Source organism: Pseudomonas sp. B21-056, from assembly GCF_026016325.1.
GTDB lineage: Bacteria > Pseudomonadota > Gammaproteobacteria > Pseudomonadales > Pseudomonadaceae > Aquipseudomonas.
This window is the reverse complement of record NZ_CP087203.1, coordinates 2,847,975-2,861,039: the sequence shown is the minus strand read 5'-3', so window position 1 is coordinate 2,861,039 and position 13,065 is coordinate 2,847,975. Positions and strand designations below refer to the sequence as shown.

The following is a 13,065-nucleotide window of genomic DNA, read 5'->3' as shown; positions in this document are numbered from 1 at the left end:
CTTACCCAAGATTGCGCATCAACGTCTGAGCGATCAGTCCCCAACCGTCGATCAACAGGAACAGCATGATTTTCAAAGGCAGGGAAATGGTGATGGGCGGCACCATGATCATCCCCAACGACATCAAGATTGACGCAACGACCAGGTCGATGATCAGGAACGGCAGGAAGATCATGAAACCGATCTGAAAGGCTAGTTTCAGCTCACTCAACATGAAGGCCGGTATCAGCTTTACCGGTGACAGCCCTTCCGGTTCCTGCGGCAGCGGATCCTTGGCCAACTCATAGACCAAACGCAGATCCTCTTCATGGGTCTGCCTGATCATGAAGTCACGGATCGGCACCCAACCTTGCAACGCCGCGCCATCTAGTCCCACCTTGTTTGCAAGGAACGGCCTGATACCAGCGTCATAAGCTTTTTCCAGGGTCGGAGCCATGGCAAAGAGCGTCAGGAACATCGACAGCACGATCAACACGATATTCGGCGGCGTCTGTTGCAACCCCAGTGCTTGCCGGGTCAGTGACAACACCACGATGTTGCGCGTGAATGTCGTCAGGGAAATGACCAGGAAAGGCAGGAAAGAAAGCGCCGTCAGCAAGACAACGATACTGACGGGGGACTGGATCTGGTTGATGTGCAAACTTCCCCATTCGGAGAAGTCGTCTGCCGCAGTTGCACACGAGGCAAAGCAGCTCAGCCATATAAACAACAAGCGGTGAGTCATATCGGAGACTTCAAGGGTGCAGAAGATGAGGCGTGTTGAGACAGAACGGTCACTGTGGCTCCGTTGGACGACTCAGTGACCAGGACCTGCGACGTTTCTGTCTTGAGCAGATAAACCTTGGTCTTGGTCGATAACCGCAATGCGCGTACACACTGCAGCTCAGCCGCGCCGGGGGAGGCTCCGGTGGCTCCGACATGGCGACGGGCATACCAACGCATCGCTACGTAGGCGATCGCCAGTAACAACACCATGATCAGCATCACCTTGATCATCAGCATCAGTGACAGCGGATCGTCCTGGCGCAACGGCAATGCCAGGGGTTGGGCTACGGTTTCCGACGTCACAATATTTCCGTCAACTGAATGCCGAAATTGTCGTCGACTGCCACCAGATTGCCTCGGGCAACCGGTTTACCATCCAGGCACAGGGACGCCGGTTCGTGGACCTGCTCCATCAGTTTCACGACATCTCCGGCCTTGAGCGCGAACAGCTCATCCACCGTCATTGACGCGTTACCGATCTGGACCACCAATTCCACGACCACATGCTTGATCAGGTTCATGTCACGCTTGATCAGCGGCGACATCTCATCATTGGCCACTACCCTGGCCTCTTCCAGCTCAATTGCATCTACCGTCGCAGTCACACTCAAACTCCTGGTTCACTCATTGGAAATCAACTGCACGGCCAGTTGGTCGTGCTGTTTGGCCAAATAACCGCTGACCACCACGGGGCCGTCGGCCACTCGTAACGAGACAGGATCAGCTAACAAAGCGCTGGCCCGCAGGGTATCCCCTGGACGCAGGTCTCTCATCTCACCGATGGAGAGACTCGCCAAGGGCAAACGCACAGATAGCTTTACCCGGGCGTTACCCAATGCCTGCTTGCGTTCGATCAGCGGCTTGCGAGGCACTGACTGTTCAAGCTCAGCATTGAGCAATGCCGCGTCCAGCAACAAAGACAGCGTCAACTGACCCACGTGAAGTTGCAGCAGAACCTGAGCATTGAGCACATCTGAAAATGGCCTGGATGGTTCGGCTGCCAAGCGCGAAACACCGCTCTGCCCAAGGGCCTCGAGCAGGTTGTTGATCAACGCCAGTTGAGCTTCGTGGAGCAGATATCTGGCGCTCTCATCTTCAGGTACGTCATGAAAAACAGGCCCGAATACTATCGATCGCCAATCACCCGCCAGGCTGATCGCTCCGGGGGTTGATTTGGCACAGAGCCATCCTTCCTTCGATGCCACCTCACGGGCATCGCTCAACGCCGAACAACTCACCTCACAGGCATGGCGCCCATCACTGAAGCACCATTGCTCGTACCAATGCCGAACGACTGGAGGCAATCGATCACAGGCAGTGCGCAGGCGAGTCGTGCCGACAAAACCCAACATCCTCATCGGTCAGCCCCCTCTCGTTCCGTTGTACAACTGCTCCAGCATCTCGTTGGAAACTGTCATGACCCTGGAGCTGGCTTGGTATCCGCGCTGGATAATCAAAATGTCGCCGAACTCCTGGGCCAGATCGACGTTCGATAACTCCAGGTACCCTCCCTGAATTCGACCGAACTGCTTTTCCCCAGCCCGACCAAATTGAGCCTTCATGGAAGAGGGAGCGTGATAAAGCGAGTTGGCCCCTGCGATCAATGCACTTTCATCCGCAAAGTCCGCCAGCGCCAGCTGACTACCGTCACGTTTTTCACCGTTGGCGTAGGTAAACTTGAGAATGCCCGTCTCATCGAATGAAAAGGTATTCAGGCCGGCGATCGCGCTGCCGTCGACGACCCGTGCGCCCAGCGTATGGCTCGGGGCACTGGCGACCTGCGAGGCCAGATTGAAGCTTCCTGGCGTACCGAAATCCAGCACGATGTTTTGAAGCACGCCGTTGCTGGTCAGCGGAACGGACAAGGTATTGAAGCCGGCAACGGGGCTGCCGTCCGCGCCAAACGTGATGGTACCGGTCTGCAACTGCGCACCGCTCGAATCCGATACCGTGACGGTCCAGCTATTGACGGGCGTCGCCAGCGGCTCGAATTTGACGCTCAAGGTGTGAGTCCCACCGCTGGCATCGAACACCTGGATCGAACTGATCTGGTGGGTCGAATCCGTAGCACCGCTACGGGCCAATGCCCCCACCATTTCGATGCGAGTGGTTGCCTTCGGCGGCAGGGTACGCTGCCCCTGGATATTGATATCGCGCAGGTTGCCGGCCGAGTCGATGCCTGCGACGCGACGCTGGCTGATCGTGTCGACCAGATAGCCGTCCTTATCGATCTGAAATTGCCCGGCACGGGTATACGACAGGGCGCCATGTTCATCGCGCACAACGAAGTAACCCGCGCCATTGATTGCCACATTGGTGTTGGTTCCGGTCTGACGATTCTCGCCCGGCTTGATCCGCACCTCCGTGCCCGCAATGCCCGAGCCGAAACTCTGACCGTCCTGTCCATTGACGGCACGATAGAAAGTATCGCTGCCCCGATAGCCTGGCGTGTTCATGTTGGACACGTTGTTGGAGACGTTATCCAGGCCCTTCGCGAAGGAAAACAGGCCACTCATTCCATTAAAGAAAGCTTGCAGCATCACGCCCCCTGCCTGACCAATTTGATTTGAGACAAACGCACATCCGTCAGGACTGAACCATCGGCTTGCTTGACGGACAGCACCGGGCCGGTAGACGAAAATGCAATCGCCGACACCGAACCAATCACTGAACCACCGGTGGTAGTACTGACTTCAACTTGACGCCCCAGCAGTCCCAGGGACTGCGATGTGGCATTCATGGACACCAGGTTGTTGGTGTTTTCGTTGGTGATCCGGGTCTGTTCGAGGTTGGCGAATTGCGCCATCTGCGCCAGGAACTCGCGGTTGTTGATGGGTTCCAGCGGGTCCTGGAATGTCAGCTCGGTCAAGAACAACTTGATGAAATCTTCCTGTCCCAGACGGCTCTGGGCCAACTCCGAGGTGGTGGTGCTCAGCTCACTACCAATCGCTTCAACAGCCATGATGTCCACCTGTGTAATCGTTCGAAAGTGATGATGCGCGCCAGACTTCCTGGCCATTGAGCCAAATCTGCTGTGGACGCTCGGGCATCGACGAGGCTCGGCGAGATAACTCGTCAATCAGTTCATCGCGCTCTTGCGCCGACAATTGATAGTCCCGGACAACCAGCTCGAGGCCTTTGCCCCGAGGCAGGAAATGGAACTGCCGGTCCGGCCATTTCAATGTCAGGTAGCTCAACAATTGTCGTCCTGCGGAACTCCCAGCCTCTTGAGGTTCGAGCCCAACGGGTTCGCCGGGTTGGCCGTAGGGATTCCTTATCAAGACTTCACTGGACGTAAAGGAACTGGCCGACGTAATCAGTAGAGAGCTCAAAAGTGCTGGAGAACTCTGCTCCGCCCCTGCCGGCATAACGCCTCGTGCGCCCTGCTCCGCCAGGAATCCATCAGTCAGATAAGAAAGATGATGGCCTGCGTGTATACCCAGCGCGTATAGCTCCACTGTCCCTGCTGCCTTGGACTTTGGGGCATCGCCCGAATCCGACCGCACGATCCGCCTTGGATCGAGTTCGGAAAATTCCGTATGGGGAAGTCGGTACTTCGAGGGGTTCTGCTCGTTTAGCTGCCGACCTGTGCTTTCGCTCGACGTGGGGGGATGATCACCGAGTCCGATCTTGCGTTCAAAGTCCCTGGCTTGCGCTTCGCGAACAGGTTGGCGTTGCTGATCAGCCGCCGCTGCCCAAAGCGATCCCCCAACCTTAACGGCCATATCCCGCTCCCTGGCTCTGCTGCGCATCAAAAATGTCGATGGTTTCATGCTCATGCGCAGCCTGATCGAACAGTACCTGCAACCGACCTTTGGCCTTGTCGATCAGGTCCTCGTTAACCTTGCACTTGAGCAGTTGGGTCATGGCGCTATGCGACAAATGCCGCGCCTCCACAACGGGTCTATGCGCCGCTTCAAGCCGCTGGAAGGCCGCTGTCTGGGCCAGCAATCGTTGTTCATGCTGGGAAGGATCGAGCATTGCGCCGATACGCCCCAACAGCTCGAAATTCGCCTGAACGCTGTCATAGCGAAGCTGCTCTTCACTCAGGAGGCGCTCGGCCTGTGCTACCGCTCGACGGCTGCGGTCATAAGCGAGCTCTGCCTTCTCCCGTTGCATGACACGTAGACGAGACGCTGCATCCAGTTGTCGTGACTTGCGTCGTTCATCTTGCACTGCTCACCCCCTTGCCCAGCCGCTGGACCAACTCGAGAACGGTTTTCCAGGTACTTGATGCCGGGAAATGCTCTTCGGGGGTTTGCTGCAACAACCCGTCAAACTCCGGTTTCAACTCGATCATTGTGTCCAGCAGGGGCTGAGAGCCCTTTTCATAGGCACCCAGTTCAATCAGATCCACGCTGTTCTGATAGGTGCCAAGGGCCGACCGAAGACGCTCGACCTGACTTTTCTGCTCTCGGGTGTGCAGAGCGCCTGCCAACCGACTGATGCTATGCAGCACGTCGATGGCCGGCCAGTGCCCACGCGCAGCAACACTGCGACTCAGGACGATATGCCCGTCGAGAATGGCACGCATATGGTCAGCCACCGGCTCATTCATATCGTCGCCCTCGACCAGCACGGTATAGACCCCGGTGATGGAACCTTGCCCCTCCAACGCACCGGCTCGCTCCATCAAGGGTGGCAACAGGGCAAATACCGAAGGCGTGTAGCCTCGGCTTCCCATCGGCTCGCCCGTGGAGAGTCCGATTTCACGTTGGGCCAGGGCGAAACGGGTAATCGAGTCCATGATCAGCAGCACATGCTTGCCCTGGGCCCGAAACCACTCGGCAATAGTCGTTGCGGTGTAGGCCGCCTGACGCCGTAGCACGGCCGGTTGCTCAGCGGCCGCAGCAATGACCACGGCTTTCTTAAGACCTTCAGGCCCGAGGCTGTCGCGAATGAAGTCGCCTACCTCACGGCCGCGCTCACCGATCAGGGCGATCACGATCACGTCCGCTTCTGCATACTTGCTCATCATTCCCAGCAAGGTGCTTTTGCCCACGCCGCTGCCGGCAAAGATGCCAATCCGCTGACCACGTCCAAGGGGCGTGAAAACATCGACGGCCTTAACGCCCGTGACCAAGGTGGTATTGATCGGCGAACGATGCAGCGGATTGATCGGCGCCACGAAACGAGGCATCCGCTTCAACCCTTCAGGGGCAGGCAGGTCATCCAGTGGTTCACAGGTCGCATCCAGGACACGTCCCAACAGACCCTCCCCCACTGGAACGGTGTAAGGTGCCCCACGGGGATGGACTTCGCTGGCCAGGCACAGGCCATCCACCGGAGCGTAAGGCATCAACAAGGTGTATTCGCTGCGTAGACCGACGACTTCGGCCACGACAATCTCGCCGCCTTGGGCGGGCTGGATGTCCACCAACTCACCCAGCCGGGCGTCCAGGCCGGTCGCGTGAAGCACCATGCCCTGAATCGAGCTCAAACGGCCGATGCGCCGGCAAAGGCGCGTCTGGGCCAGCTGTGTCAGCAATCGACTCTCAAGCCCCTGCCACACGACCCTCTCCTTGTTCGGTCAGCACCGACGCGGCTTTGCTCAACTGAGTGTGCACGCCCGCATCCAGCCGGCCGCCCTCGAACTCGATCAGACAACTGCCTGCGCAAGCCTGGGAATCGACTACAAACGACGGCAACAACGCATCATCCGGTGCCAGTCGAAGCAACGCTTCATAATCGGTGCGGGCGACGCGAATGCGCAAAGGCTCGGTCAATTTGTACTCATCGATCGCTCGCCTCGCCAGGTCAGCAACTAGCATGTGCGTGTCGTCATGCTGACCCAGCAGGCGCGTCACCACGGCCAGCGCCAGTCGCCCGACCAGGGGCTCCATGGCCGACATCAATTGCTGCTGTTGCAAGCCCAACGCTTCGACCAGTTGAGCAAGGTGAAGGCGTTGCGTTTCAAGTGCGGCACGCAAGGAGGCTTCCTTCTTCAGCCATTGCTGCTCCTGCTCAACCAGGGCTTTGGTCAGTTGCGCACGAGCCTGTTTGCCACCTTCCAGCAGCCCTTCCGCTATCGCTTTATCGCGGCACTCACGCTCGATTTCTGCAAACTCAAGCGCGAAAGTCTCTCGTAGAATCGCCTTGGCATCTGGTTGACGCCCTTCCTTCAACGGCATGTTCGCTCGGACGTCGCCATCAAATCCGGGCAGACGTCGAATACCCGGTTTTTGCGAAGGCTGACGCAACACCGTCGAGGACGCGGGCGGTTTATAAGCGCTCATCACCCGCCTCCTGAGCTTCCAACCGGGCTTTCAAACTACGCATCAGCGCCGGGGGCAGGACCTGCTTGGCAAACTTGCTGTCCCATCGACGGATATCGGCACTGTTGGCCAGCCCTCCTAGCACTTCGCGGCGTACCGCTGGTGTTTCCAGTTGAAGTACCAGCGCGCCCCAAAAGGGATGCGTCGCTTTCGAGAGCAGGGATTTAAGCCGTGTGTGGTCGGGCGGCGTCTGAACCGTCGCCGGTGCCACCGTTAATTCGCTCATCATGGCGGAGACAACGGAGGGATCGCTGGTCAATCCCAGCAGGTTGATCTCCTCCAACAGCGCCTCAACCTGGCGACGCTCGTCGGGTTCCAGCCGCGTGAGAATCCAGTCACGGTCTTCGGCATGAGAACAGGCAAGGCGGATTGCTGCTTTACGAAGCTCTGAAAATTCCATGACGTCAGCGCCCCTCCAACAGCCAGCGGCGCAAATCGACCAGCAGTTGCTCACGCTCGACAGACGTCAGTCGCGGCACGGTCGCGGGGACAGAGACTGTCCTGCGCCGTCCTGTCACCCAGAACAAAAGAATGACAGCCAAGAGCACCATTAATCCGATGCCCAGCCAGCGAGTCCATGGCAACGCGGGATCATCGTTGACGGGTGCCGGGACTTCGACATGGCTCACGGGTGCGGGCTCTGTCGATGCCTGCGCCACAGCAGAAGCCTGCGGCACGGGCATGTCAGGGATATACACCATCACCAATCGATCGCCACGCTTCAGGTCCAGCCCCAATGCGGCTTCAAGCAAGGCCTGGATATCTTTCTGTTGAGCGTCCGTGACCGGGGTGCTGAGTACTACACCGACAGTAATGCGCTCAATCTTGCCGGACGCATGCTCGGTTTCGGCACGAGCCTTACCCACTTCATAATCGATTTCCCGATTGTTCTGGAAGCGCTTGCTCGTGGACTCACCGCTGGAGTTTTCGGTGGACTCGGTACGTTTTTCACGACGTATTTTGTTGGTGAGCGGTTGCTCGCTGATGGATTTGACGCGGTCGAAGTTCATCAGCACCCGAACCGAAACATCGACGCCATGCTGACCGAGCGGACGCGCCAACAGCTCTTCGGCCTTGAGCTTCAACGCTTGCTCGACCTGAGCAGTCAACTGCAAGTGTTCGGGAGCGGCCGCAGTGCTATCGGTAGCACTGAGTACCTGCCCGTCCTCATTGAGCACTGACACCCGCTCAAGGGTCATCCCCTCTACCGCCGACGCCACCAGTTGCTGGATACCCCTGACCCGCTGAGGCATCAACGTCCCCGTGGCGCGCAGGCGCACAATCACCGAGGCCTTCGGCGGTTCTTCCGCCTGCTGGTAGAGGCTGGTTTTCTTGAACGTCAGGTGCACACGGGCATACTCCACTTCGGAGATGCTCATGATCGTGCGCGCCAACTCTCCCTCCATGGCTCGCTGGTAATTGATCTTCTGACTAAACTCCGACATGCCGTAGTCGGCCTTGTCGAACAATTCAAACCCCGGGCCACCTCGCGTTGGAATACCCGCCTCGGCCAGATACATGCGCGCCGAGGCCGCGTGATCGGCCAGAACCTCGATCGCGCCCTGCTGCGTATTGATCCGATAAGGCACATGGCGCTGACTCAATGTCGCCAGGATCTGAGCCTGGGACGCTTCGTCGGCATTGCGGTACAAGGCCACGTATTGCGGGCGCAATACCCACCAGACCGACGCGGCGAGCAGGCCAGCAATCAGCACGGTGCCGATCAGAAAGATGCGTGTACGACCCGCGAGGAACGAAGACACCGGTTGATTCTCCATGGGTCAGATCTGCAACCGTGTGAGTTCCTGGTAGGCATCTACCAGACGGTTGCGTACTTCCACAGCCAGTTGCAGCGACAGCTTCGCCTGCTCCATGGCCATGACCAGATCGTGAGGCGCAATGTTTTCGCCCAACGCATAAGCAGACAGCAGCTCGCTGGCTTGCCCGGTCTGCTCACCCAATTGGGTCGCGCCCGACTTCAGCAAACCGACGAAATCAGAGCTTTCCGGTCCCATCGGCCCTTGCGCCAAGGCGGCGCTCGGTGAAAGGTCGGTGGTTAATGCAATAGGCGCGATGGCGGCGGTCATATCACTTTCCAATTTCAAAGGCTTTGAGCGTCATTTCGCGCAAGCTGTTGTATGAGCGGATGTTGGCTTCGTAGGCACGGGTTGCCGACACCAGGGTCGCCATTTCCCTGGCTGCTTCGATGTTCGGGTAATGCACCATGCCGTTTTGGTCAGCCATGGGGTGAGCAGGGTCATGCACCAAACGAGCGTCGCTACGCGCCTGGGGATGAACGCGTGGCTGCTGTAAACCCAATTGACCGGCAAAGCTGGTTGGAGGCGATACGCTGAGCAAGGGCGAACGTTCGCCTGGAGCCATCGCCACGTTGGCGAGCGCCAGGTTGTAGCTCGCAACCTCTACCCGTGAACGTTCATAGGCCATGCTTCCGCGAACGATCTCGCTGATGTTGTCCAGGGGCATGCTCAGCGACCTCCCTTGATTGCCAACTGCATAAGCGCGAACTGACGCGAGACACCGTCGGCCAAGGTTTGATAGCGGCCGCTCGCCGCAGACATTTGCGCAACCTCACCGTCCAACGCCAATGGCGAGACTGGCGTATAGCTCTGCAAATAGGGTGTCAACTCGCTGTCCTGTATCGAACGCAACGCCTGGCCGAACAGCTCGGGATTGTTGTGCAGGCCACGCAAGGCGGCCATCGGCTCGAAGCTGTTGAGGCGCATGGCCTTGCTCCCGGGAACATTGGCCATGGCGATGTTATGCGCCGCGACCTTCGCCCTCAGTTGTTCCAGGCTCATGGCGAAGCGAACAGTTTCTATTGCAAGACTCATATCGGCAGACATCAATCTTCCTTATTGAACAATGAGTTCGGCGTGCAAGGCGCCCGCCTGTTTGATGGCTTGCAACACGGTGATCACTTCACGCGTGCTCAATCGAACCTGATTGAGGGCTTTGACCAGGTCGCCTACTGTCGCCCCTTCGGCCAGCTTCACCGGACCGTGTTCTTCTTCATTCACGGTCAGGTCTGTATCCGGCACCACCACCGTACCGACGCCTGGTCCGGTACGTGCCACCCAGGACGGCTGGGAAACCTGGAACTTGGTGCTGATCACCACACTCAGCGAGCCCTGGGAAATGCTGACTTCGCCCAACTGCACATTGGCGCCCGCCACCACGGTGCCGGTGCGCTCGTTGACCACCACGCGTGCGGCATAATCCGGAGCCACCGAGACGTTCTGCACCCGTGAAATCAATCGAGGGACACTCATGCCGGGCGTAACGGGTACCTCGACTTTGGCCGCGTGCACCACGCGCACGCCAGACACTCCCAGCTCCCGGCTCAAGGCATCGGCTATACGCTGTGCGGTGGTGTAGTCCGGCTCGTTCAGAATCAGCACCAGACGTCTCGAAACCTCATCATTTTCTGAGAAGGCCGAGCGCTCGACACTGGCGCCTCGGGGGATACGCCCAACCGTCGGGTGGTTCTTCTGCACCGAATTGGAGTTGGCCTCAAAGATGTACCCGCCCACCGACATCGGCCCTTGAGCCAAGGCATAAAGCCTTTCGTCCGGGCCGTACAGCGGCGTCATCAACAAGGTGCCCCCCAGCAGACTGCGGGCATCGCCCAGGGAAGACACTTCGACGTCCAGCTTGTCCCCCGACTCGCTGAACGAGCGCAAGTTACCGGTGACCATCACCGCCGCGGTATTACGGGTGTTGAGATCCCCCTCAGCGACGTTCACGTTGAAGTTCTTCAAGGTATTGACCAGCGACTGGCGGGTGGCCCGATTGCGGTCGGTATCGCCCGTTCCGGCCAAACCGACCACCAGGCCATAGCCGATGATGGAGTAGTCGCGTACGCCTTGGATACGCGTCAGTTCCTTGATCCGGACATCAGCCAGCGTCGGCTGCAACCAGAGCGCGAGAAACAGGACTGAAAGCACTCGAGCAACCATTTTCATAAGATTCGCAGCCACTTGAGCACCCGGAAAACGATGTTCTGCTTCTGTGCATCGGTCACCACACCGTCGCCGACGATATCGATTTGTGCGTCTGCCAGACGATAGGAAAGCACCGTGTTGTTGTAGGCAATGTCATCCGGTCGGACCAGACCGGTAATTCTGACCTGCTGCTTTTCATCATTGACCGTCACCCGTTGCTCACCACTGACGCGCAACAAACCCTCGGGCAACATTTCAATGATGCGCACGGAAACGTTCGTGCGAATCTGCCCACTGCGGTTGGTTTGTCCGGTCCCACTGGTATCCCCTCTCAAGCCCAGGCTCGCTTGATGGGTATTGCTGTCCAGCCCCGTGCGTGCGGAGATATCGGTATTACTGTCAGCGCCGGTGCCGGCCGCACTCTGGGCCGTAGTGGACTCCACCACCAGCACTGTCAGCGTATCGCCAAGGTGGTAGCCACGACGGTCGCCTGTCAGGGAGCGGTAACCATCGGGATTGATCAGGCTTTGCGCGCCAGCCACTCCCGGCAGCAACAGCATGACCAGCAACGCGCTGCGGGCGTCATCTTTCCACATGAACCTCTCCTTTTCCGGCGACCACCGCCAACAGGCTCGACTCGGCGCCGTTCAACATCACCGGTACGCGCTCGCCCAAGACACCCGGACGCATTGCCTTGCCTTCGGTGCGCAGCATCAGGCCAGGGCCATAGACCACAACGGTCACCGGCGCATCGCGAAACACCAGGGGCTCAGCCTTGAGGTGACGCTTGAGCACCGGCATGCCGGCGTTGACCGATTGATTCAGCCACTGCCCTGCAACATCACTGGGCAAATCACCCGGCGAAAGTTGCGCGGCGGCCAGGTCCACCCGTTCCAGACGCGGCTGCACATCCGCCATCACCTGATCGGCTCGTCCATTACGGCCATAGACCCATGCCTGCTTCCAGGCCTGAACCTTGAACCACACCGTCACCACACTGGGCCGATCATGGCCGCACACGGTGCCGCTGAATGCGACCGGGACCCGACTGCGAATGCCCTGGCTCAACAACCGGATCTGCGGTTGCCCCATGGCCGGCAGCTCACCCATGGGCGTGAGCTGAAGTTCAACCTCGGGCGTGGCCAACTGCGCCTGAATAGCCTGGACGGCCGCAGTCAAGGCATTCCTTGACGCCGCTGCGTCGCAATCGGCATAGCAGCCGCTGCTTGCGATCCACAACCCGAGCCCGGCCATCCAATGAATATTCATGCTGATCAACGACGCAGGTTATTGATGGTTTCCAGAATCTGGTCGCTGGCCTGTAACAACCGCGCATTCATCTGGTAGGCCCGTTGAGCCAGCACCAACCCACTCATCTCATCGATCAGATTGACGTTCGACATCTCGACAAAGCCTTGCAACAGAACACCCTGGCCGTCGCGACCCGGCTCGGCATAAATCGCCTCGCCGCTGGCCTGGGTCGGGCGATAGAGGCCATCGCTGAGTTTGGTCAGCGCTTCGGCACTGGCGAACTTCGCCAGTTGAACCTGACCGACGCTGATGATTTCTCCGGTTTCGGTGATGGTTGCCTGGACTTCGCCGTTCTGTTTGATCACCAGGTTGCGCGCATCCGGCGGCACTCGCAGATCGGCCGTCAGCGTCTGCCCATCGGGCATTGCCAGTTGGCCCTCGCTGTCAAGGTGGAAACGTCCTGCGCGGGTATAGGCCAACTCACCCGTAGGCAACGCCACTTCGAAGAACCCGTCGCCCTGGATGGCCAGGTCCAGCGCATTACCACTCTCGCGAACAGTGCCCGGGCTGAAGACCTGGCTCGGCTGCGACGCCTGGATACCCGCGCCGGCCAGCAAGGTTTCGGTCATGCCACCCCCTGCGTCGCGCGTTCCGACTTCTCGGACCATGTCGTGGAAATCCACCTGGCTGCGCTTGTAGCCAATGGTCTGCATGTTGGCGACGTTGTTCGAAATGCTGTCAATCCAAGCCTGGTTCGCGGTCAGACCGGAGCTGGCGATACTCAATGAATCAATCACAACCACTCTCCCTGG

19 protein-coding genes are annotated in these 13,065 nt (G+C 58.8%); all 19 read right to left on the bottom strand.

The genetic code is table 11. From position 1 onward, the window contains the following. Position 1 precedes the first annotated feature (1 nt). Complete coding sequence (fliP, locus tag LOY67_RS12550) at positions 2-724, bottom strand: flagellar type III secretion system pore protein FliP (protein WP_265067471.1); 723 nt, start codon at positions 722-724, stop codon at positions 2-4. Beyond that, entirely contained in the window at positions 721-1,068 is a 348-nt protein-coding gene (locus LOY67_RS12545; RefSeq protein ID WP_265067470.1) for a hypothetical protein, read from the bottom strand. Before LOY67_RS12545 ends, fliP begins: the two co-directional genes overlap by 4 nt. Next, positions 1,065-1,370, bottom strand: coding sequence for a FliM/FliN family flagellar motor switch protein (locus LOY67_RS12540; protein ID WP_055127657.1), 306 nt, complete (start codon positions 1,368-1,370; stop codon positions 1,065-1,067). The genes LOY67_RS12545 and LOY67_RS12540 overlap by 4 nt, the downstream gene beginning before the upstream one ends. Positions 1,371-1,385: 15 nt before the next feature. After that, on the bottom strand, positions 1,386-1,988 hold the full coding sequence (locus LOY67_RS12535) for a FliM/FliN family flagellar motor C-terminal domain-containing protein (RefSeq protein WP_265067469.1): 603 nt from the start codon (positions 1,986-1,988) through the stop codon (positions 1,386-1,388). Positions 1,989-2,126: 138 nt separating this feature from the next. Beyond that, positions 2,127-3,305, bottom strand: coding sequence for a flagellar basal-body rod protein FlgF (gene flgF / locus LOY67_RS12530; RefSeq protein ID WP_265067468.1), 1,179 nt, complete (start codon positions 3,303-3,305; stop codon positions 2,127-2,129). After that, positions 3,305-3,727: a flagellar hook assembly protein FlgD gene (locus LOY67_RS12525; protein ID WP_265067467.1), complete on the bottom strand. Its 423-nt coding sequence runs from the start codon at positions 3,725-3,727 to the stop codon at positions 3,305-3,307. Before LOY67_RS12525 ends, flgF begins: the two co-directional genes overlap by 1 nt. Next, positions 3,717-4,490: a hypothetical protein gene (locus LOY67_RS12520; protein WP_265067466.1), complete on the bottom strand. Its 774-nt coding sequence runs from the start codon at positions 4,488-4,490 to the stop codon at positions 3,717-3,719. The genes LOY67_RS12525 and LOY67_RS12520 overlap by 11 nt, the downstream gene beginning before the upstream one ends. After that, positions 4,480-4,941: a hypothetical protein gene (locus LOY67_RS12515; protein WP_265067465.1), complete on the bottom strand. Its 462-nt coding sequence runs from the start codon at positions 4,939-4,941 to the stop codon at positions 4,480-4,482. The genes LOY67_RS12520 and LOY67_RS12515 overlap by 11 nt, the downstream gene beginning before the upstream one ends. After that, positions 4,931-6,253, bottom strand: a complete 1,323-nt coding sequence (locus tag LOY67_RS12510; protein ID WP_265067464.1) for a FliI/YscN family ATPase — start codon at positions 6,251-6,253, stop codon at positions 4,931-4,933. Before LOY67_RS12510 ends, LOY67_RS12515 begins: the two co-directional genes overlap by 11 nt. Before the next feature lie 7 nt (positions 6,254-6,260). Beyond that, on the bottom strand, positions 6,261-7,001 hold the full coding sequence (locus tag LOY67_RS12505; protein ID WP_265067463.1) for a FliH/SctL family protein: 741 nt from the start codon (positions 6,999-7,001) through the stop codon (positions 6,261-6,263). Continuing rightward, on the bottom strand, positions 6,988-7,440 hold the full coding sequence (locus tag LOY67_RS12500) for a hypothetical protein (RefSeq protein WP_265067462.1): 453 nt from the start codon (positions 7,438-7,440) through the stop codon (positions 6,988-6,990). The genes LOY67_RS12505 and LOY67_RS12500 overlap by 14 nt, the downstream gene beginning before the upstream one ends. Positions 7,441-7,444: 4 nt before the next feature. Then, complete coding sequence (gene fliF, locus LOY67_RS12495; RefSeq protein WP_265067461.1) at positions 7,445-8,818, bottom strand: flagellar basal-body MS-ring/collar protein FliF; 1,374 nt, start codon at positions 8,816-8,818, stop codon at positions 7,445-7,447. Positions 8,819-8,821: 3 nt separating this feature from the next. Further along, on the bottom strand, positions 8,822-9,127 hold the full coding sequence (gene fliE / locus LOY67_RS12490; RefSeq protein WP_265067460.1) for a flagellar hook-basal body complex protein FliE: 306 nt from the start codon (positions 9,125-9,127) through the stop codon (positions 8,822-8,824). A gap of 1 nt (position 9,128) precedes the next feature. Further along, positions 9,129-9,524, bottom strand: coding sequence for a flagellar basal body rod protein FlgC (locus tag LOY67_RS12485; protein WP_265067459.1), 396 nt, complete (start codon positions 9,522-9,524; stop codon positions 9,129-9,131). 2 nt (positions 9,525-9,526) lie between these two features. After that, complete coding sequence (locus tag LOY67_RS12480) at positions 9,527-9,904, bottom strand: hypothetical protein (protein WP_265067458.1); 378 nt, start codon at positions 9,902-9,904, stop codon at positions 9,527-9,529. 9 nt (positions 9,905-9,913) lie between these two features. Next, positions 9,914-11,005: a flagellar basal body P-ring protein FlgI gene (locus LOY67_RS12475; protein ID WP_265067457.1), complete on the bottom strand. Its 1,092-nt coding sequence runs from the start codon at positions 11,003-11,005 to the stop codon at positions 9,914-9,916. Between the two features lie 14 nt (positions 11,006-11,019). Continuing rightward, a complete protein-coding gene (locus tag LOY67_RS12470) occupies positions 11,020-11,598 on the bottom strand; it encodes a flagellar basal body L-ring protein FlgH (RefSeq protein WP_265067456.1) in 579 nt (192 codons plus the stop codon). Continuing rightward, a complete protein-coding gene (flgA, locus tag LOY67_RS12465) occupies positions 11,585-12,271 on the bottom strand; it encodes a flagellar basal body P-ring formation chaperone FlgA (protein ID WP_265067455.1) in 687 nt (228 codons plus the stop codon). The genes LOY67_RS12470 and flgA overlap by 14 nt, the downstream gene beginning before the upstream one ends. Before the next feature lie 5 nt (positions 12,272-12,276). Then, complete coding sequence (locus LOY67_RS12460) at positions 12,277-13,050, bottom strand: flagellar hook-basal body protein (protein ID WP_265067454.1); 774 nt, start codon at positions 13,048-13,050, stop codon at positions 12,277-12,279. Positions 13,051-13,065 lie beyond the last annotated feature (15 nt).

Coding starts and splice junctions, on each gene's coding strand:
- LOY67_RS12505 (WP_265067463.1), bottom strand. CDS start 7,001: ATGAGCGCTTATAAACCGCCCGCGTCCTCGACGGTGTTGCGTCAGCCT.
- LOY67_RS12480 (WP_265067458.1), bottom strand. CDS start 9,904: ATGTCTGCCGATATGAGTCTTGCAATAGAAACTGTTCGCTTCGCCATG.
- flgF (WP_265067468.1), bottom strand. CDS start 3,305: ATGCTGCAAGCTTTCTTTAATGGAATGAGTGGCCTGTTTTCCTTCGCG.
- LOY67_RS12500 (WP_265067462.1), bottom strand. CDS start 7,440: ATGGAATTTTCAGAGCTTCGTAAAGCAGCAATCCGCCTTGCCTGTTCT.
- LOY67_RS12525 (WP_265067467.1), bottom strand. CDS start 3,727: ATGGCTGTTGAAGCGATTGGTAGTGAGCTGAGCACCACCACCTCGGAG.
- LOY67_RS12470 (WP_265067456.1), bottom strand. CDS start 11,598: ATGTGGAAAGATGACGCCCGCAGCGCGTTGCTGGTCATGCTGTTGCTG.
- fliP (WP_265067471.1), bottom strand. CDS start 724: ATGACTCACCGCTTGTTGTTTATATGGCTGAGCTGCTTTGCCTCGTGT.
- fliE (WP_265067460.1), bottom strand. CDS start 9,127: ATGACCGCCGCCATCGCGCCTATTGCATTAACCACCGACCTTTCACCG.
- flgA (WP_265067455.1), bottom strand. CDS start 12,271: ATGAATATTCATTGGATGGCCGGGCTCGGGTTGTGGATCGCAAGCAGC.
- LOY67_RS12485 (WP_265067459.1), bottom strand. CDS start 9,524: ATGCCCCTGGACAACATCAGCGAGATCGTTCGCGGAAGCATGGCCTAT.
- LOY67_RS12520 (WP_265067466.1), bottom strand. CDS start 4,490: ATGGCCGTTAAGGTTGGGGGATCGCTTTGGGCAGCGGCGGCTGATCAG.
- fliF (WP_265067461.1), bottom strand. CDS start 8,818: ATGGAGAATCAACCGGTGTCTTCGTTCCTCGCGGGTCGTACACGCATC.